Origin of the sequence: Streptomyces sp. NRRL S-378 (assembly GCF_000720645.1) — a bacterium.
Taxonomy (GTDB): domain Bacteria; phylum Actinomycetota; class Actinomycetes; order Streptomycetales; family Streptomycetaceae; genus Streptomyces.
This window is the reverse complement of record NZ_JOBX01000040.1, coordinates 30,338-48,101: the sequence shown is the minus strand read 5'-3', so window position 1 is coordinate 48,101 and position 17,764 is coordinate 30,338. Positions and strand designations below refer to the sequence as shown.

The 17,764-nt window shown below is 73.0% G+C and carries 16 protein-coding genes; 9 read left to right on the top strand and 7 right to left on the bottom strand.

Translation table 11 applies throughout. From position 1 onward, the window contains the following. Positions 1-44: 44 nt before the first annotated feature. Positions 45-959 carry an oxygenase MpaB family protein gene (locus IH80_RS0125535; RefSeq protein WP_030963592.1) on the top strand — a complete coding sequence of 305 codons (915 nt, stop codon included), beginning with the start codon at positions 45-47 and terminating at the stop codon, positions 957-959. Between the two features lie 160 nt (positions 960-1,119). Here the strand turns inward: IH80_RS0125535 and IH80_RS0125530 are convergent, their stop codons facing one another. Further along, on the bottom strand, positions 1,120-1,719 hold the full coding sequence (locus tag IH80_RS0125530; RefSeq protein WP_030963590.1) for a class I SAM-dependent methyltransferase: 600 nt from the start codon (positions 1,717-1,719) through the stop codon (positions 1,120-1,122). A gap of 177 nt (positions 1,720-1,896) precedes the next feature. On the opposite strand from IH80_RS0125530, the gene IH80_RS0125525 reads away from it, so the two are divergent. The 5 genes from IH80_RS0125525 to IH80_RS0125505 all read left to right on the top strand — a co-directional run bounded on the left by IH80_RS0125525 (position 1,897) and on the right by IH80_RS0125505 (position 7,033). Continuing rightward, the gene (locus IH80_RS0125525) at positions 1,897-2,676 is read left to right on the top strand and encodes an MHYT domain-containing protein (protein WP_030963587.1); all 780 of its coding nucleotides are present in this window, start codon (positions 1,897-1,899) and stop codon (positions 2,674-2,676) included. Positions 2,677-2,848: 172 nt separating this feature from the next. Beyond that, on the top strand, positions 2,849-5,518 hold the full coding sequence (locus tag IH80_RS0125520) for a nitrate- and nitrite sensing domain-containing protein (protein ID WP_030963586.1): 2,670 nt from the start codon (positions 2,849-2,851) through the stop codon (positions 5,516-5,518). Then, positions 5,518-5,961, top strand: a complete 444-nt coding sequence (locus IH80_RS0125515) for a roadblock/LC7 domain-containing protein (RefSeq protein ID WP_030963585.1) — start codon at positions 5,518-5,520, stop codon at positions 5,959-5,961. Before IH80_RS0125520 ends, IH80_RS0125515 begins: the two co-directional genes overlap by 1 nt. Before the next feature lie 17 nt (positions 5,962-5,978). Then, positions 5,979-6,362 carry a DUF742 domain-containing protein gene (locus IH80_RS0125510; protein WP_030963584.1) on the top strand — a complete coding sequence of 128 codons (384 nt, stop codon included), beginning with the start codon at positions 5,979-5,981 and terminating at the stop codon, positions 6,360-6,362. Between the two features lie 50 nt (positions 6,363-6,412). Further along, entirely contained in the window at positions 6,413-7,033 is a 621-nt protein-coding gene (locus IH80_RS0125505) for a GTP-binding protein (protein WP_030963583.1), read from the top strand. A gap of 131 nt (positions 7,034-7,164) precedes the next feature. Here the strand turns inward: IH80_RS0125505 and IH80_RS0125500 are convergent, their stop codons facing one another. Beyond that, a complete protein-coding gene (locus tag IH80_RS0125500; protein ID WP_030963581.1) occupies positions 7,165-7,602 on the bottom strand; it encodes a PPOX class F420-dependent oxidoreductase in 438 nt (145 codons plus the stop codon). A gap of 106 nt (positions 7,603-7,708) precedes the next feature. Between IH80_RS0125500 and IH80_RS0125495 the strand changes: the two genes are divergently transcribed. Together IH80_RS0125495 and IH80_RS0125490 are read left to right on the top strand one after the other, a co-directional pair. After that, positions 7,709-8,107: a roadblock/LC7 domain-containing protein gene (locus tag IH80_RS0125495; protein WP_030657457.1), complete on the top strand. Its 399-nt coding sequence runs from the start codon at positions 7,709-7,711 to the stop codon at positions 8,105-8,107. Positions 8,108-8,220: 113 nt separating this feature from the next. Further along, positions 8,221-9,069, top strand: a complete 849-nt coding sequence (locus IH80_RS0125490; RefSeq protein WP_051809908.1) for a DUF6397 family protein — start codon at positions 8,221-8,223, stop codon at positions 9,067-9,069. Here the strand turns inward: IH80_RS0125490 and IH80_RS0125485 are convergent. From IH80_RS0125485 to IH80_RS0125475, 3 genes are read right to left on the bottom strand one after another with little or no spacing between them, the layout of a single operon-like run. Further along, entirely contained in the window at positions 9,033-9,434 is a 402-nt protein-coding gene (locus tag IH80_RS0125485) for a YchJ family protein (protein WP_030963579.1), read from the bottom strand. The two genes, IH80_RS0125490 and IH80_RS0125485, sit on opposite strands and share 37 nt — an antisense overlap. 8 nt (positions 9,435-9,442) lie before the next feature. Further along, the gene (locus IH80_RS0125480; protein WP_051809906.1) at positions 9,443-10,366 is read right to left on the bottom strand and encodes an acyl-CoA thioesterase; all 924 of its coding nucleotides are present in this window, start codon (positions 10,364-10,366) and stop codon (positions 9,443-9,445) included. Between the two features lie 52 nt (positions 10,367-10,418). Next, positions 10,419-12,941, bottom strand: a complete 2,523-nt coding sequence (locus tag IH80_RS0125475; RefSeq protein ID WP_030963576.1) for a DEAD/DEAH box helicase — start codon at positions 12,939-12,941, stop codon at positions 10,419-10,421. A gap of 142 nt (positions 12,942-13,083) precedes the next feature. On the opposite strand from IH80_RS0125475, the gene IH80_RS0125470 reads away from it, so the two are divergent. After that, entirely contained in the window at positions 13,084-13,875 is a 792-nt protein-coding gene (locus tag IH80_RS0125470; protein ID WP_030963575.1) for a metal-dependent hydrolase, read from the top strand. A gap of 99 nt (positions 13,876-13,974) precedes the next feature. Here the strand turns inward: IH80_RS0125470 and IH80_RS0125465 are convergent, their stop codons facing one another. Next, complete coding sequence (locus IH80_RS0125465; RefSeq protein ID WP_030963574.1) at positions 13,975-15,756, bottom strand: ABC transporter ATP-binding protein; 1,782 nt, start codon at positions 15,754-15,756, stop codon at positions 13,975-13,977. Further along, entirely contained in the window at positions 15,753-17,624 is a 1,872-nt protein-coding gene (locus IH80_RS0125460) for an ABC transporter transmembrane domain-containing protein (RefSeq protein ID WP_030963572.1), read from the bottom strand. The genes IH80_RS0125465 and IH80_RS0125460 overlap by 4 nt, the downstream gene beginning before the upstream one ends. Positions 17,625-17,764 lie beyond the last annotated feature (140 nt).

The following is a 17,764-nucleotide window of genomic DNA, read 5'->3' as shown; positions in this document are numbered from 1 at the left end:
ACCTGCACGTAGAGTTGGGGACCCGCCACAGAAAGGGACACCCGGTGCAGCGTTACGACCGGCTGAAGGAGATCCTCCGGCTCGACCCCGACAAGGACTTCCTCGCCATCTACCGGCTCACCGCCACCTACGAGTTCCCCTGGGACTTCACCCGTGCCCTGGAGCTCGCGCTGTTCCGGACGTACGCCGTCCCCAGCATCGGCGGCCTGCTGGCCGAGACCGCCGAGTTCACCGAACGCACCCAGAAGCGCTACGACGACACCGCACTGCTCCTCGACGCGGTCGTCGAGCACGGCTTCGACAGCGACACCGCGCGCACGGCGATCCGCCGCGTCAACCAGATGCACCGCAGCTACGACATCTCCAACGACGACATGCGCTACGTCCTGTGCACGTTCGTGGTGATTCCGGCACGCTGGCTGGACGCCTACGGCTGGCGTCCGATGACCCAGCACGAGCGCCGGGCGAGCGCCAATTATTACGCCACGCTCGGCCGGCACATGGGCATCACGGACATCCCGGGCTCCTACGAGGAGTTCGAAGCGACCCTCGACGCCTACGAAGCGGCCCACTTCGGCTGGGACGAGGGCGCCCGTGCGGTCGCCGACTCCACCCTCGACCTGATGGCCTCCTGGTACCCGGCGCCGCTCGCCCCCGCCGTGCGCCGCGGGGGCATCGCCCTGCTCGACGACTCGCTGATCGACGCCTTCCGGTACGAGGCCCCGCGCGCCGGAGTCCGGAAGCTGGTGAAGGGTGCGCTGAGGCTGCGGGGCCGTGCGGTCCGGCTGCTGCCCCCGCGCCGCACCCCGCACTACGCCCGCCAGAACCCGGAGATCAAGGGCTACCCCGGTGGCTACGACGTGGGTGAGCTCGGCACGTTCCCCGGGCACGGCTCGGGCGGCTGCCCCGTGCCCCATCCGCGCCGGCCCGCCGGAGCCGAGGCCCAGCCCCCGGCCTGATCCCGGGCACCTCTGCGGGCGCCGGGGCCGGTGCCGACGTACGGGCGTACCGGCCGACGTACGGGCGTGCCGGGGCCGACGTACAGCGTGCCGGGCCGGGCCGGTGCCCGGCAGCGCGTGGAGAGATGCGCGTGGGGATGCGCGCGTGGGGACGCGCGTGTCAGGACCGACGCGCGGCCAGTGCCAGGAAGCGGTGGTCCTCGTCCGCGTACGAGGTCAAGTCCCAGCCCGCGGCGGCGAGCAGCGGGCCGAGGTTGTGCTCGGCCCGCAGGTCCTGCGGGGTCAGCTCGCGGCCCTGGCGCGCGGCGAGCGCCGCCCGCCCGATCGGGTGGAAGAGCGCGAGCCGGCCGCCGGGCCGGACCACGCGCGACAGCTCGCGCAGGTTCGCCGCGGGATCGGGCAGATGGGCGATGAGACCGGCGGCGAACACCGCGTCCAGCGCCTCGTCGCGCAGCGGCAGCCGGGCCACGTCGGCGAGCAGCAGCGCGCCCTCGGCGGCGCGCCCGGCCCGCTGAGCGGCGGCCAGCATCTGCGGGGTGAGGTCCACGCCGAGCACGGTCCCCGCGGGTCCGACGGCCGCCCGCAGTGCGCCCAGGGCGCGCCCGGTGCCGCAGCCCGCGTCGAGCACGCAGTCCCCGGGCTGCAGCCCGCACTCCGCCACGGCGGTGGCGAAGGCGGGGCCGTCCTCCGGAAACCTGCGGTCCCAGTCGGCTGCCCGCACCCCGAAGAACTCCTGCACGTGCGTGTGGTCTTCGCTCATGGGCCCATGATCCCCCACCAGTGCACGTCCGGGTGTCCGTGGACCGTGCGCAAGGTGGCGCGCGGGGTGATCGAAGGTGAACGTAGCTCTGTCATATTCCAGCACTTCCAGCTGCTTTCGAAATGCGCCCCCTGTTCGCGCCCTCACCCGGACTAGCGTCCGGTGGCCATGGGACACCTGGGACATCTGGACCACGCCGCCTACGGCTGGCTGACACCCGTGCTGTCATACGTGATGGCATCGATCGGCGCCGCCCTCGGGCTGCGCTGCACGGTCCGCGCGCTCGCCGCGACCGGAGCCGTCCGCCGCAACTGGCTCCTCACCGCGGCCTCCGCCATCGGCACCGGCATCTGGACCATGCACTTCGTCGCGATGCTCGGCTTCGAGGTCACCGGTACCGAGATCCACTACAACGTGCCGCTCACCATCCTGAGCCTGCTCGTCGCCGTGCTGGTCGTCGGCGCCGGGGTCTTCGCGGTCGGCTACGGCAAGGCGCGCGGCCGTTCCCTCGTACTGGGCGGCCTCACCACCGGACTCGGCGTCGCCAGCATGCACTACCTGGGCATGGCGGCCCTGCGCCTGCACGGCGAGGTCTCCTACGACCCGCTCGTGGTCGGTCTCTCCGTCGTCATCGCCGTGGTCGCGGCCACCGCCGCCCTCTGGGCCGCGCTCAACATCAAGTCGCCCGTGGCCGTGGCGGCGGCCTCGCTCGTCATGGGCGCGGCGGTCAGCAGCATGCACTACACCGGGATGATGGCCGTCGCCGTCAGCGTCAGCCCCTCGGACGCGGCCCTGCCCGGGGCCACCGCGATGCAGTTCATCTTCCCGCTCGCCGTCGGCCTGGGCTCCTACCTGTTCATCACCGCCGCCTTCGTCGCGCTCTCCCCGACGGCCGACGAGCGCGCCGCCTCCGCCTCCGCCCGGCACCTGGGGGAGCACACCGCGGCCGCCCATTGACCCGCCCCCCCCGCGAACGTCCCGCAGCGCGACCATCCGCAGACCGCAGACCGCAGACCGCAGACCGCAGACCGCAGACCGCAGACCGCAGACCGCAGACCGCAGACCGCAGACCGGCGGTACGACCAGCCGGCCGACCGCACCCGTAGGCACCGCCCGGAACGAGGAGCCCATGCGCACACCCCGCAGAAGACCGGAAGCAGCGGCGCCGCAGCTGCCCGCGCCCCCGGCACGCGGCCGCCGGGCCCATGCCGGGCCACCGGCCGAGGAACCGGCGCAGGACCGGGCGCGGCAGCAGCCGGGCCGGGCCGACGACGTCCGCACGCCCCGGCCGGCCGGGGCGCCCCGGCGGCGCCCCCGGACACGGCTGCGCCCCGCCACCGTCCGAGCGAAGATCGTCTGCCTGCTGATGGTGCCGGTCGTCTCGCTCCTCGCGCTGTGGGCCTTCGCCACCGTCAACACAGCACAGGACATAGCCCGGTTGGGTCGGATCCAGCAGGTCGACTCCGAGATACGCGCCCCCGTCGCAGCCGCCGTCACCGAGCTCCAGGCCGAACGACGAGTGGCCGTCCGCCTCCTGGCCGATCCCGCCGCCGACCCGGGCACCCTGGACCAGCAGGCCCGCCGCACCGACAGCGCCGTCCGAGCGCTGCGGCTCGGCGACCGCCACACCGTCGCCGACTCCGGCGACTACCGCTCGGACATCGTGGTCCGCCTGGACGGGTTCGTCGTCGCCGCCGAGGCGCTGGGCTCGGCCCGCAAGGACATCACCGACCGCAGGGCCACCCCCGAGGCCGCCTTCGCCATCTACACCCGGGTGGTCGACGCCGCTTTCGCCGTGGGCGGCTCCCTGACCGGGGGTGAGGACGCCGAACTCGGCCCCGACGCACGGGTGCTGCTCGAATTCGCCCGGGCCACGGAACTGCTGTCACGAGAGGACGCCCTGCTCGCCCTGCCGGGGCAGCGTAGCGCCGAAACGCTTCGGCAGCTGACCGGCACCATCGAGTCCCGCCGCACGCTCACCGAGAGCGCGGCGCGGGACCTGCCCGCCGCGCAGCAGGACGCCTGGCAGTCCGTCGCCAAGAGCTCCGCCTACGCCGACCTCACCGGTGCCGAGGACCGGGCGCTGGCCGCCGGCACCTCCCGGGACGGCCGCGGGGCACCCGCCGGGTGGGAGACCGCCCACAGCGGCATCAGCACCTCGATGCGGGAGATCGGGGAGGCCGCCCGCACCGCGGCCGCGGACCGGGCCGACCCCGTCACCGAAGGGGCGTTCAGCCCTGCGGGCGCCGCCGTGCTGCTGGGTCTGGCGGCCGTCGCCGCCTCCCTCGTCATCTCCGTCCGGATCGGCCGCGTCCTGGTCGTCGAGCTGGTCTCGCTGCGCAACACCGCCCTGGAGATCGCCCACCGCAAACTCCCGGACGCGATGGAGCGGCTGCGCGCCGGCGAGGAGATCGACGTCGTCGCCGAGACCCCGCCCGGCCCGCCCGCGGACGATGAGATCACCCAGGTCGGCGAGGCCCTGGGCACGGTCCACCGAGCCGCGCTCAGCGCCGCCGTCGAGCGGGCGGAGCTCGCCAGCGGGGTCTCCGGCGTCTTCGTCAACCTCGCCCGCCGCAGCCAGGTCCTCGTGCACAAGCAGCTCACGCTGCTGGACTCGATGGAGCGGCGCGCCGACGACCCGAACGAGCTGGGCGACCTCTTCCGCCTCGACCACCTCACGACCCGGATGCGCCGGCACGCGGAGAGCCTGATCATCCTCTCGGGTGCGGCCCCCGGCCGGGCCTGGCGGATGCCGGTCCCCCTCACCAACGTCGTCCGGGCCGCCGTCTCGGAGATCGAGGACTACCCGCGCATCGAGGTACGCCGGCTCGCCGAGGCCGCGGTGGTCGGCGGCGCCGTCGCCGACCTCACCCACCTGCTCGCCGAACTCATCGAGAACGCCGCCCAGTTCTCGCCCCCGCACACCAAGGTCCGGGTCAGCGGTGAACCGGTCGGCACCGGTTACGTTCTGGAGGTCGAGGACCGTGGCCTGGGCATGGGCCGCGAAGCCCTGAGCGACGCCAACCGGCGCATCGAGCAGTCCGAGGACCTCGACCTCTTCGACAGCGACCGGCTCGGCCTCTTCGTCGTCAGCCGCCTCTCCGCCCGTCACGGGATCAAGGTGCACCTGCGCACCTCGCCCTACGGCGGCACCACCGCCGTGGTGCTCCTGCCCCACTCCATGCTCCAGGGCGCCGTCGGAGCCGGCGACCCCGCCGCGGCCGATGCCGAGGCCGGCGCCGCGCCCGGCCGCGGGCACCGGGAGGAGCAGCCGGCCACCCCGGACCGGTCCTCGTCCCCCGGCCCGTCACGGGACCCGGCAGCGGCGGCGCACCAGCCCCCCACCGTGACCGTCGTACGGGACGACGCGCGAGGCCCGGCCGCCCTCCGGCGGGACGGCGCGCCCGGTGCCCCGGCCCGTAGCGGCGCGGCCCCCGTGGCGGAGGACCAGCGCCCGGCACCGGTGGCGCCGCTGCGGCCGCGCAGCGCGGGCGGTGCGGGCGGTGCGGGCGCCCGTACGGAGTCCGCCGCGCCGTCAGTGCCATCAGCTCCGTCCGTGCCGTCCGCGGCCTCCCCGGGCTCCGTGACGGAACTGCCGCGCCGGGTGCGCCAGGCCAGCCTCGTCCCGCAGCTCCGGGAGGCACCCACGCCCCAGGAGCCCGCCGGCGTCCGGCTGCCCGAGGACCCGCCGGGGCGCAGCCCGGAGCAGGCCCGGGACCGGATGGCGGCCTACCGGGCCGGTTGGGTCCGCGGCGCCGAGGAGAACTCCCCCCACGCAGGCAGCGAAGGAGACGTGTGATGATCGAACACCAGAGGATCGGCCACGACGGCATCCGCCGGACGGGTGAACTCGACTGGCTCCTGGACGACCTGGTGCACCGGGTCATCGAGGTCCGGCACGCCGTGGTCCTCTCCAACGACGGCCTGGCGGTCGGCGCCTCCAGCGCGCTCAGCCGGGAGGACGCCGAGCACCTGGCCGCGGTGGCCTCCGGCTTCCACAGCCTGGCCAAGGGCGCGGGCCGGCACTTCCACGCCGGGGGCGTGCGCCAGACGATGGTCGAGATGGACGAGGGCTTCCTCTTCGTCGCCGCGGCCGGGGACGGTTCCTGCCTGGCCGTGCTCAGCGCCGCCAGCGCCGACATCGGACTGATCGCCTACGAGATGGCCCGGCTGGTGAAGCGGGTCGGCGAACACCTCTACACCCCGCCCCGGTTCGCGGCGCGGCCGCCGGCCGCCGGCTGAGGGCGGCGGTCCGGCCCATGAACGGCCAGTGGTACGACGCCGAAGCGGGTCCGCTCGTCCGCCCGTACGCCATGACCGGGGGGCGTACCAAGCCGGGGCCGCACGGGGTCCGGTTCGACCTGATCGCCCTGGTCGCGGTGGATCCGGAGGGCGGCGGGGACGATGCCGCCGAGTCGCTGCTCGGCCCCGAACACCGGGCCCTGCTGGGGCTCTGCGGGTCCGAGACCCAGTCGGTGGCGGAACTCGCCGCCGACGCCGACCTGCCCGTGGGAGTCGTACGGGTGCTCCTCGGGGACCTGCTGGAGGGCGGGCACGTCAAGGTCAGCCGCCCGGTACCGCCCGCCCGACTGCCGGACGAGCGGATTCTGCGTGAAGTCATCGAGGGATTGAGAGCGCTGTGATGGAACACCACGACAACCGGACCTCCGGAGCGCCCGGAGAAGCCCTGGACATGGATCCGGGAACGGTGGAGGAGGACGGTGAACTGGCAGCCCTCGCACTGAAGATCCTCGTGGCGGGCGGGTTCGGGGTGGGCAAGACCACGCTGGTCGGTGCGGTGAGCGAGATCCGGCCGCTGCGCACGGAGGAGCAGCTGAGCGAGGCGGGCGAACTGGTCGACGACACGGGGGGCGTGGACCAGAAGACGACCACGACCGTGGCCATGGACTTCGGGCGGATCACCATCCGGTCGGGGCTGTCCCTGTACCTGTTCGGCACCCCGGGGCAGGACCGGTTCTGGTTCCTGTGGGACGAGCTGTCGCAGGGGGCGCTCGGTGCGGTGGTGCTCGCCGACACACGGCGGCTGGAGGACTGCTTCCCGGCGGTCGACTACTTCGAGCACCGGCGCATCCCGTTCGTCGTCGCGGTCAACTGCTTCACGGAGGCTCGGCGCTACGGCGCGCACGACGTGTCGCGCGCGCTGGACCTGGAGCAGGGCACTCCGGTGGTGCTGTGCGACGCACGCGACAAGGATTCGGGCAAGGAAGTGCTGATCAGGCTGGTCGAGTACGCCGGGCGGGTGCACACCGCCCGGCTGCTGGACTCGGTGGGGCCGCAGGCCGGTTCCGTGTGAGCCGGGTGCTCGGCGTGGACCTGGCCGCCCCGGCGGACCGGGCGGACCTGGTCGGCCAGGTGGACCGGGACGACCTGGTCGGCCAAATGGACCGGCGGAGCGGTGCGGGCCTGCCCGGCCGCGCGGGTGGATCAGTCGGCCACCCCGGCGACGGCGATCACCTTGTCGATCGGGACACGGACCAGGAGTTCGCTCGGGACGGCGTTGCGTCGGCCGTATGCCTCGGCCTCCTCCTCGCCCATGTAGCGGGCGGCGATGCGGGTCGCCCAGGCGAGCATCCCGTCCGCGTCGTCGGCGTACCCGCTGATCTCCGCGCGGCCCTGGAGGACCACGTAGGCGAACGGCGGCCGGTCGTCGTCCACGCACAGCGCGACGCGCCCGTCCCTGGCCAGATTGCGTCCCTTGGCGGTGTCCTTCCCGGTGTTGAAGACGAAGGAGTCCCCGTCGAGCACGAACCAGATGGGCGCGACATGCGGACTTCCGTCCTCGCGGACGGTGCAGAGCTTTCCGGTACGGGTGGAACGGGAGACGAATGCCCGCCATTCCTCTTGAGTCATCTTCTTCGCCATGCGCACATCCTCCTTGCCGGAAAGGCGCTGGTGGGGAAGGCTTGCGGCACGACTACGCGGGGTGGGGCGCGGCCGAACGGGCCGCGTCGACGGGGAGGGGCTCGGAATGGCACTGGACAAGCAACTGGACTGGCTGCTGGACGACCTGACGCGCAGGGTCCCGCAGGTGCGGCACGCGGTGGTCCTGTCCAATGACGGCCTGGTGACGGGAGCGAGCGCGGGGCTGCCGCGCGAGGACGCGGAGCACCTGGCGGCCGTCGCGGCCGGGCTGCAGAGTCTGGCGAAGGGTTCGGGACGGCACTTCAGGGCCGGTGAGGTCCGCCAGACGATGGTCGAGTACGACGACGGGGCGCTCTTCGTCATGGCGGCCGGCGCGGGCAGCTCCCTGTGCGTGCTGAGCGCGGCCGAGGCGGACATCGGTCAGGTCGCCTACGAGATGACGCTGCTGGTCAACAGGGTGGGCGAGCACCTGGGAGTCGCGGAGCGCCGCATCACCGGCGGCTGAGCCCGAGGCGGCTCCGGGCGGGGCGTGGAGTTGTCCACAGGCCTCGCGGGATGTCGTCGCAGCGCGTTACGGTCTTCACACAGAGTAATCATCGCTCGTGGGGGAGGATCGTGATGACGTACATGGTGACCGCGCCGCCGCAGGACCAGGCCGTGCGCGAGGAGGACCCGGCAGCCGTCCGCGCCGACGGTGCCGCGAAGCCACTGGTGGGCAGTGCGCAGGCCGCGGGGGAACTGGGCCTGACGCGCGGCGAGTTGGCCAGGGCCGTCCAGCTGGGGATCGTCAGGGCGGCGCCGCCGACGAGCGGCGGGGCCGCACGCTTCGCACGCGCGGAGCTGGCGCGGGTGCGGGCCGCGGCCGACGGCCTGCCGGACGCGCTGCGCCGCCGGGTCGAGACCGTGGCCGGGGCCCAGGCGGCGGCCGAGGTGCTGGGGGTCGGCCCGAGCCGGTTCACCCGGCTCGCACGCTGCGGGCACTTCACCCCCGTCGGCTACCGGATCAACCGCTACCGCGCCGTCGTATGGCTCTATCTGACCGCGGAGCTGAGGGAGTTCGCCCACCGTGAGCCGGACCTGCTGCGCGGGAGGGCGCCCGCCGAGGACCGGGACCTGCTGGCGGCCAAGGGGGACCTGCGCCCGCGCACGTGGCGCGGGCGGCATGTGGGACTCCTGCTGAGACGGACCGCCGGCCCGTGGGCCCGAGCGGCCGTACTGGCCGGCGTGCTCCCCGAGGACGAGCTGCGCGAGGCCGTGCCCGATCCGGCGGAGCGGACCGTCCTGGCCGCGCTGGCCCCGCCCCCGCCGTACGGGCATCCGCAGGTCCCCGCCGCCGCCGCGGTGGCGGAGGGGCTGCTACGGGCCGGTCCGCCGGACGAGATCCACTGGTACCGCACCAGCCTGGAGTTCGCCCTCACCGGGGCCCGTGGTCAGTCGAAGTCGACGGGGGACAGGGGGCCGACGTAGACCCAGGCCCCGGCCTCGCGGGCGAACGCGCTGTGCTCGTGCAGCGAGCCGGTGTGCCGGCCCTCACGGTAGTGCGCGCGGAACTCCACCGAGCCCTCCGTCTCGAACATCCCGCCGCGCTCCGTCGCGAGGATCTCCAGCCGCTCCCAGCGCTGCCCGGGATCCAGGTCGAGGGCGGCCGGGCGCGTCGAGGAGTGCCAGGAGCGCAGCAGGTAGGCGGTGTCACCGACCGCGAAGGCGCTGAAGCGGGAGCGCATCAGCAGCTCGGCGGTGGGGGCCTGCCGGTCACCGGAGTGGAAGCGGCCGCAGCACTCCGGATAGGCGGCGGGCAGCCCGCAGGGGCACGGCAGGGCGGGGGTGGGCATCGGTCTGCTCAGTTCTTCGGTGCGGGATCGGACGGCCGGCCCGGCTGGTCCGGGCGCGGCTGCCGGGCGGGGTACGGGCGGAAGAGGCCCTCCTGGACCACGGAGACCAGCAGCCTGCCCTCCAGGTCGTAGATGCGGCCCCGGGCCAGGCCCCGGCCGCCGTGCGCGATCGGCGACTCCTGGTCGTACAGGAACCACTCGTCGGCCCGGAACGGCCGGTGGAACCACATGGCGTGGTCGAGCGAGGCCATGTCGAAACCGCGCATGCCCCACAGGGGCTCCACGGGGATGCGCACGGCGTCGAGGAGGGTCATGTCACTGGCGTAGGTGAGGGCGCAGGTGTGCACGAGCGGGTCGTCGCCCAGGGGGCCGACCGCCCGCATCCACACCGCGCTGCGCGGATCGGCGCCCTTGAGCTCCTCGGGGGTCCAGCGGAGCCGGTTCACGTAGCGGATGTCGAAGGGCTGGCGGCGGGCCATCCGCTCCAGTGCCTCCGGCAGCGCCCCGAGGTGCTCGCGGATCTCGTCCGCGACCTTGGGGAGCGTGTCGGGATGGGGGACGTGGTGAGGAGGCAGCTGGTGCTCGATGCTGCCGTCCTCCGGATGATGGAAGGAGGCGGTGAGATTGAAGATCGTCTTGCCCTGCTGGACCGCGGTGACCCGGCGCGTGGTGAAGGACCGCCCGTCGCGCACCCGCTCCACCTGGTACACGATCGGCACCCCGGGGCTGCCGGGGCGCAGGAAGTACGAGTGCAACGAGTGGACCGGACGGTCGCTCTCGACGGTGCGGCCCGCGGCCACCAGTGCCTGGCCGGCGACCTGGCCGCCGAAGACCCGCTGGAGGGACTCCTGCGGGCTGGCGCCGCGGAAGATGTTGACCTCGATCTGCTCCAGATCGAGCAGATCGACCAGTCTTTCGGCGGGGTTCGTCATCAGAGGATCTCCACTGTCGGGTCCGGGCGGTCCGGCGGCCTGCCGGATCAGGTCACAGGGCGCCGAGCTCGCCGACCGAGGTGACGCGGACGACCGCCCGGCCCTCCTCGTCGGACGCGGCCAGGTCGACCTCGGCGCTGATGCCCCAGCCATGGTCGCCGTTGGGGTCGGCGAAGGTCTGGCGGACGCGCCACAGACCGTGCGCCGGGTCCTCCTCGATCTGCAGGAGCTTCGGGCCACGGGCGTCGGGGCCGGTGCCCAGGTCGTCGTACTCGTCCCAGTACGCGTCCATGGCATCGCCCCAGGCGTCGGCGTCCCAGCCCGACTCGGCGTCCAGCTCGCCCAGCATGTCGACGTTGTCGAGGGCGGCCAGCTCCACCCGGCGGAACATGGCGTTGCGGACCAGGACGCGGAAGGCGCGCGCGTTCGCGGTGACCGGCTTGACCTGGTCGGCCTTCTCCTGGGCCTGCTCCGCCGTCTCCACCTCCGGGTTCGCCAGCTGCTCCCACTCGTCGAGCAGGCTGGAGTCGACCTGGCGGACCAGCTCGCCCAGCCAGGCGATCAGGTCCTCGAGGTCCTCGGACTTGAGGTCGTCGGGGATGGTGTGGTCCAGCGCCTTGAACGCGCTGGCGAGGTAGCGCAGCACGATGCCCTCGGTGCGGGCCAGCTCGTAGAAGGAGGTGAACTCGGTGAAGGTCATCGCGCGCTCGTACATGTCGCGAATGATCGACTTCGGGGAGACGGGGTGGTCGCGCACCCACGGGTGGCTCTTGGCGTACACGTCGTAGGCGTGGGAGAGGAGCTCTTCCAGCGGCTTGGGATAGGTGACGTCCTGGAGCCGCTCCATCCGCTCCTCGTACTCGATCCCGTCGGCCTTCATCTGGCCGACCGCGATGCCGCGCTCCTTGTTCTGCTGCGCGGCCAGGATCTGGCGCGGGTCGTCGAGGGTGGACTCCACGACGGACACCATGTCCAGCGCGTAGGAGGGGGACTCCGGGTCCAGCAGGTCGAAGGAGGCCAGCGCGAAGGTGGACAGCGGCTGGTTCAGCGCGAAGTCCTGCTGGAGGTCGACGGTGAGCCGGATGGTGCGGCCCTCGGCGTCCGGGGTGTCGAGCTTCTCGACCACGCCGCCGTCCAGCAGCGAGCGGTAGATCGCGATGGCCCGTCGGATGTGCCGCAGCTGGGCCTTGCGCGGCTCGTGGTTGTCCTCCAGGAGGTGGCGCATCGCCTGGAAGGCGTCGCCGGGCCGGGCGATCACCGACAGCAGCATGATGTTGGTGACCTTGAAGCGCGAGGTCAGCGGCTCCGGGTCGGCGGCGATCAGCTTCTCGAAGGTGGTGTCCGACCAGGCGACGAAACCCTCGGGGGCCTTCTTGCGGACCACCTTGCGGCGCTTCTTGGGGTCGTCGCCCGCCTTCGCGAGCGCCTTCTCGTTCTCGATGACGTGCTCGGGCGCCTGGGCGACCACGAAGCCCGCCGTGTCGAAGCCGGCCCGTCCGGCCCGTCCGGCGATCTGGTGGAACTCGCGGGCGCGCAGCGTACGGACCCGGTTGCCGTCGTACTTGGTGAGCGCGGTGAACAGCACGGTGCGGATCGGGACGTTGACGCCGACCCCGAGCGTGTCCGTACCGCAGATGACCTTCAGCAGACCGGCCTGCGCGAGCTTCTCCACCAGGCGCCGGTACTTGGGCAGCATGCCGGCGTGGTGCACGCCGATGCCGTGCCGCACGTAGCGCGAGAGGTTCTGGCCGAACTTGGTGGTGAAGCGGAAGTTGCCGATCAGTTCCTGGATCTTGTCCTTCTCCTCGCGCGTGCACATGTTGATGCTCATGAGCGACTGCGCCCGCTCGACCGCCTGGGCCTGTGTGAAGTGCACGATGTAGACGGGGGCCTGCCGGGTCTCCAGCAGCTCCGTGATCGTGTCGGTGATGGGCGTGGTGACGTACTCGTACGACAGCGGGACGGGACGGGTCGCGGAGCGGACCACCGACGTGGGCCGACCGGTGCGCCGGGTCAGGTCGTCCTCGAACCGCTTCACGTCGCCGAGGGTCGCCGACATCAGGACGAACTGCGCCTGCGGCAGCTCCAGCAGCGGGATCTGCCAGGCCCAGCCGCGATCCGGCTCGGCGTAGAAATGGAACTCGTCCATCACGACCTGGCCGATGTCGGCGTGCTTGCCGTCGCGCAGCGCGATGGAGGCCAGCACCTCGGCGGTGCAGCAGATCACCGGGGCGTCCGCGTTCACCGAGGCGTCGCCGGTCAGCATGCCGACGTTCTCGGTGCCGAAGAGCTTGCACAGGTCGAAGAACTTCTCCGACACCAGCGCCTTGATCGGGGCGGTGTAGAAGGTCACCTTGTCCTGGGCCAGGGCGGTGAAGTGCGCACCGGCCGCGACTAGGCTCTTGCCGGAGCCGGTCGGGGTGGACAGGATCACGTTCGCCCCGGAGACGACCTCGATCAGCGCCTCCTCCTGAGCCGGGTACAGGGTGATGCCCTGCTCCTCGGCCCACGAGGAGAAAGCCTCGAAGAGGGCGTCGGGGTCGGCGGTCGGCGGGAGCTGATCAATGAGGGTCACGCCCCCATCTTGCCTGGCTTCCCCCCGGATCAGGGAACCGGAGGACGGGAGGAAGATCACCGACTGTACGCTGTGCGGTCGATGCGGCCCGAACGAACCGGTCAACAGGGCCCGACACACACCAGCGGGGCGGGGAACGACCATGATGGGTCCGGCGCACTCACTGTCCGGGGCGGCGGCCTGGCTGGGGGTGGGCGCGGCCACTGCGGCCGCCGGCCATCCCATGCCCTGGCCGGTCCTCGTCGTCGGCGCGCTGATCTGTGCCGGCGCCGCCCTCGCCCCGGACCTCGACCACAAGTCGGCGACGATCTCCCGCGCCTTCGGTCCGCTGTCCAAAGGGCTGTGCGAGGTGGTCGACAAGATCTCCTACGCCGTCTACAAGGCCACCCGCTCCACGAAGGACGCCCGCCGCTCCGGCGGCCACCGCACCCTGACGCACACCTGGCTCTGGGCCGTGCTGATCGGCGGCGGATCCTCCGCGCTCGCCGTCACCGCCGACCGCTGGGGCGTGCTCGCGCTGCTCTTCGTGCACCTGGTGCTCGCGGTCGAGGGCCTCCTGTGGCGGGCCGCCCGGATGTCCAGTGACGTCCTGGTCTGGCTGCTCGGCGCAACCAGCGCGTGGATCATGGCCGGGGTCCTCGACCAGCCCGGCAACGGTGCGAACTGGCTGTTCACCGAACCGGGGCAGGAATACCTCTGGCTGGGCCTGCCCATCGTGCTCGGAGCCCTGGTCCACGACATCGGCGACGCGCTGACCGTCTCCGGCTGCCCGGTCCTGTGGCCCCTGCCGATCGCCGGGAAGCGCTGGTACCCGATCGGCCCGCCGAAGGCGATGCGCTTCCGCGCCGGCAGCTGGGTGGAGCTGAAGGTCCTCATGCCGGTCTTCATCCTGCTCGGCGGCTTCGGAGGCGCCTCCGCCCTCGGCTTCATCTAGGGGTGCCCTGCCGAAGCCCGGCTGCCGGGTACGGAGCGGTGCTCCGTACCCGGCGAGCAGGGGCCGGCAGCCGAGCCCGGACCGGCAGTTGCCGCGGGCTCAGCCGTGCCAGGACCGCCACAGCGCCGCGTAGGCCCCGTCCGCCGCGACCAGCTCGTCGTGCGAGCCGAGTTCGCTGATCCGGCCGCCCTCGACCACCGCGATCACGTCCGCGTCGTGAGCCGTGTGCAGCCGGTGGGCGATGGCGATGACCGTACGGCCGTCCAGTACCCGGGCCAGCGAGCGCTCCAGGTGCCGCGCCGCCCGCGGGTCCAGCAGCGACGTGGCCTCGTCCAGCACCAGGGTGTGCGGATCCGCCAGCACCAGCCGGGCCAGCGCCACCTGCTGGGCCTGCGCCGGGGTGAGCGCCGTACCGCCGGAGCCGACCTCGGTGTCCAGGCCGTCGTCCAGGGCCCGTGCCCAGCCGTCCGCGTCCACGGCGCCCAGCGCCGCCCACAGCTCGGCGTCCTCGGCACCCGTCCGCGCGAGACGCAGGTTGTCGCGCAGCGATCCCACGAAGACGTGGTGCTCCTGGTTGACCAGGGCCACGTGCTCGCGGACCCGCTCCGCGGGCATCCGCGACAGCCGGGCCCCGCCGAGGGTGACCGCGCCGGTGCGGGGCTCGTAGATGCCCGCGAGCAGCCGTCCCAGGGTGGACTTGCCCGCGCCCGAGGGGCCGACGAGCGCCATCCGGGTGCCCGGCGGCACCGCCATCGACACCTGGTGCAGGACGTCCACGCCCTCCCGGTAGCCGAAGCGGACGTCCTGGGCCCGCACGTCCCGGCCGTCGGGCGCCACCTCCGCGTCCCCCGCGTCCGGTTCGATCTCCCGCACGCCCACCAGACGCCCCAGCGACACCTGGGCGATCTGCAGCTCGTCGTACCAGCGCAGGATCAGGCCGATCGGATCGACCAGCATCTGCGCCAGCAGCGCGCCCGTGGTCAGCTGACCCACCGACATCCAGCCCTGCATCACGCAGTAGCCGCCGATCAGCAGCACCGAGCCGAGGATCGTCACGAAGGTGACGTTGATGACGGGGAACAGGACGGTCCGCAGGAACAGCGTGTACCGCTCCCACGCCGTCCACTCCTTGATCCGGCGCTCCGACCGGGCGATCCGCTCCGGCCCCAGCCGGTGCGCCTCGACCGTGCGGCCCGCGTCGACCGTCTCGGTGAGCACGGCCGCGACCGCGGCGTAGCCCGCCGCCTCCGAGCGGTACGCCGAAGGCGCCCGCCGGAAGTACCAGCGGCAGCCGATCACCAGCACCGGCAGCGCGACGAGCGCGGCCAGCGCCAGCGGCGGCGCGGTCACCGCGAGGGCGCCGAACAGCAGCCCCGCCCACACCACGCCGATGGCCAGTTGCGGCACGGCTTCCCGCATCGCGTTCGCCAGCCGGTCGATGTCGGTGGTGATCCGCGACAGCAGATCGCCGGTACCGGCCCGCTCCAGCACGCCCGGCGGCAGCCCCACCGACCGCACGAGGAAGTCCTCGCGCAGGTCGGCGAGCATCTCCTCGCCCAGCATCGCCCCGCGCAGCCGCACCAGCCGCACGAAGCAGGTCTGGACGGCGAGCGCCAGTGCGAACAGCACCGCCATCCGCTCCAGGTGCAGCTCGCGCGCCCCCGCAGCGAGATCGTCCACGACCCGGCCCAGCAGGTACGGGCCGACCATGGAGGCGATCACCGCGACCGCGTTGACGCCGACCAGCAGCAGGAAGGCCCGCCGGTGGCGCCGGAACAGGTCGCGCACATAGCCCCGTACAGTCGCCGGCGTGCCCACGGGCAGGGTCGCGGCCGTCTCGGGGGCCGCCGGATCGTATTCCGGCGGCGCCACGCCGATCATGCGGATTCCTCGATCTCTGTGAGTGCTTCTTCCAGCTCTGTCATTCCGAGCCCGGCGAGCCGCTGCTCCTCGTCCGTCTCGCGGGTGACGACCGCCCGGTAGCGCGGCTCGCGGTGCAGCAGTTCGCGGTGGGTGCCGACCGCCGCCACCGTGCCGCCGTCGACGAGCACGACCCGGTCCGCGCGGTCCAGCAGCAGCGGCGAGGACGCCAGGACCACCGTGGTCCGCCCGGCCCGCAGGGCCGCGATCCCGTCCGCGATCCGTGCCTCGGTGTGCGAGTCGACCGCGGAGGTCGGCTCGTCGAGCACGAGCACCTCCGGGTCGGTGACCAGGGACCGGGCCAGCGCGAGGCGCTGGCGCTGCCCGCCGGACAGCGACCGGCCGCGCTCGGTGATCCGGGCGTCCATCGGGTCGTCCACTCCGGCCGGCGCGGACTGCAACAGCGCGTCCAGTACGTCCGCGCACTGGGCGGCGGCCAGGGCCGCGGCCGAGTCGACCGACCCGGACGCCGGTACGTCGAACAGCTCACGGAGCGTGCCCGACAGCAGCACCGGATCCTTGTCCTGCACGAGGACCAGCCTGCGCGCGGTGTCCAGTTCGAGCTCGTCCAGCGCGACCCCGCCGAGCAGGACCGAAGGAGCCTCCGTCGCCTCCCGGGCCGCTTCGTCGTCGCCGTCCCGGTCCCCGCCCTGCTCGTCCATGGGATGGCCGCCGAGGCGTTCCGCCAGCCGGCCCGCCAGGTCGGGGTCCCCGCAGACGACGGCGGTGAACCGGCCGGCGGGCGCCAGCAGTCCGGTCCGCGGGTCGTACAGGTCCCCGCCCGCGGCGGGTTCCCCGACCGGCTCGGCCCGCGCGGAACGCTCCGCCGGATCCGTACGGGTCAACGACAGCACCCGGGCCGCCCGTTGCGCGGAGGGACGCGAGAAGGAGTACGCCATCGCGATCTCCTCGAAGTGCCGCAGTGGGTAGAGCAGGGTGGCCACCGCGCTGAAGGCCGCGACGAGTTCACCCACCGCGATGCGCCCGTCCAGGGCCAGCGAGGCGCCGTACCAGACGACCGTGATCAGCAGCAGGCCCGGGAGCACCACCTGGATCGCGGAGATCAGCGCCCACATCCGGGCGCTGCGCACCGCGGCCTTGCGGACCTCCTGCGAAGCCTCGCGGTACCGGCCGAGGAACAGCTCCTCGCCGCCGATGCCGCGCAGCACGCGCAGACCGGCGACGGTGTCCGAGGCCAGCTCGGTCGCCCGGCCCGCCTTCTCCCGCTGGACGTCGGCGCGTCGGGTGGCGCGCGGCAGCAGCGGCAGCGCGGCCAGGGCGATCACCGGCACCCCGACGGCCACGACCACGCCGAGTTCGGGGGCGTAGAAGACCAGGCCGACACAGACCAGGACGATGGCGAAGACGGCGGCGAGGAAGCGGGAGACCGCCTCGACGAACCATCCGATCTTCTCCACGTCGCCGGTGGACACCGCGACCACCTCGCCCGCGGCGACCCGGCGGGTCAGGGCGGAGCCCAGCTCGGCGGTCTTGCGGGCGAGGAGCTGCTGCACGCGGGCGGCGGCGGTGATCCAGTTGGTGACGGCGGTGCGGTGGAGCATGGCGTCGCCGACCGAGATGGCGACGCCGATCAGGACGAGCAGGCCACCGACGAGCAGCAGCCGGTTCGGCTCGCGGTCGACGACCGCGTCGACGCCCAGGCCCACGGCGTACGGCAGTCCGGCGACGCCGCCGAAGTGCAGCATGCCCCAGCACAGGCTCTTGAGCTGTCCGCCGAGCTGACCACGCCCCAGCCACAGGAGGAAACGGGGGCCCGAACGAGCGTCTGGTACTCCCGGATCCGGATACGGAAGATCGCTGATCTGCATGACGCCCCATGACTGGTCGAGTGGTCCAAACCGTGCAAGGTTCGCCTTCCGGACCGGGCGCGGGCAATTGATTTTCCGTCCGCCGGGGACCGGGGGAAAGAGGTTTGCGCACGCGGACGCCCGCCCGGTGCCTGGTCGCG

Coding starts and splice junctions, on each gene's coding strand:
- IH80_RS0125485 (WP_030963579.1), bottom strand. CDS start 9,434: ATGCCCACCCCCGCCCTGCCGTGCCCCTGCGGGCTGCCCGCCGCCTAT.
- IH80_RS0125510 (WP_030963584.1), top strand. CDS start 5,979: ATGAACGGCCAGTGGTACGACGCCGAAGCGGGTCCGCTCGTCCGCCCG.
- IH80_RS0125500 (WP_030963581.1), bottom strand. CDS start 7,602: ATGGCGAAGAAGATGACTCAAGAGGAATGGCGGGCATTCGTCTCCCGT.
- IH80_RS0125495 (WP_030657457.1), top strand. CDS start 7,709: ATGGCACTGGACAAGCAACTGGACTGGCTGCTGGACGACCTGACGCGC.
- IH80_RS0125490 (WP_051809908.1), top strand. CDS start 8,221: ATGACGTACATGGTGACCGCGCCGCCGCAGGACCAGGCCGTGCGCGAG.
- IH80_RS0125520 (WP_030963586.1), top strand. CDS start 2,849: ATGCGCACACCCCGCAGAAGACCGGAAGCAGCGGCGCCGCAGCTGCCC.
- IH80_RS0125515 (WP_030963585.1), top strand. CDS start 5,518: ATGATCGAACACCAGAGGATCGGCCACGACGGCATCCGCCGGACGGGT.
- IH80_RS0125470 (WP_030963575.1), top strand. CDS start 13,084: ATGATGGGTCCGGCGCACTCACTGTCCGGGGCGGCGGCCTGGCTGGGG.
- IH80_RS0125530 (WP_030963590.1), bottom strand. CDS start 1,719: ATGAGCGAAGACCACACGCACGTGCAGGAGTTCTTCGGGGTGCGGGCA.
- IH80_RS0125480 (WP_051809906.1), bottom strand. CDS start 10,366: ATGACGAACCCCGCCGAAAGACTGGTCGATCTGCTCGATCTGGAGCAG.
- IH80_RS0125465 (WP_030963574.1), bottom strand. CDS start 15,756: ATGATCGGCGTGGCGCCGCCGGAATACGATCCGGCGGCCCCCGAGACG.
- IH80_RS0125505 (WP_030963583.1), top strand. CDS start 6,413: ATGGATCCGGGAACGGTGGAGGAGGACGGTGAACTGGCAGCCCTCGCA.
- IH80_RS0125460 (WP_030963572.1), bottom strand. CDS start 17,624: ATGCAGATCAGCGATCTTCCGTATCCGGATCCGGGAGTACCAGACGCT.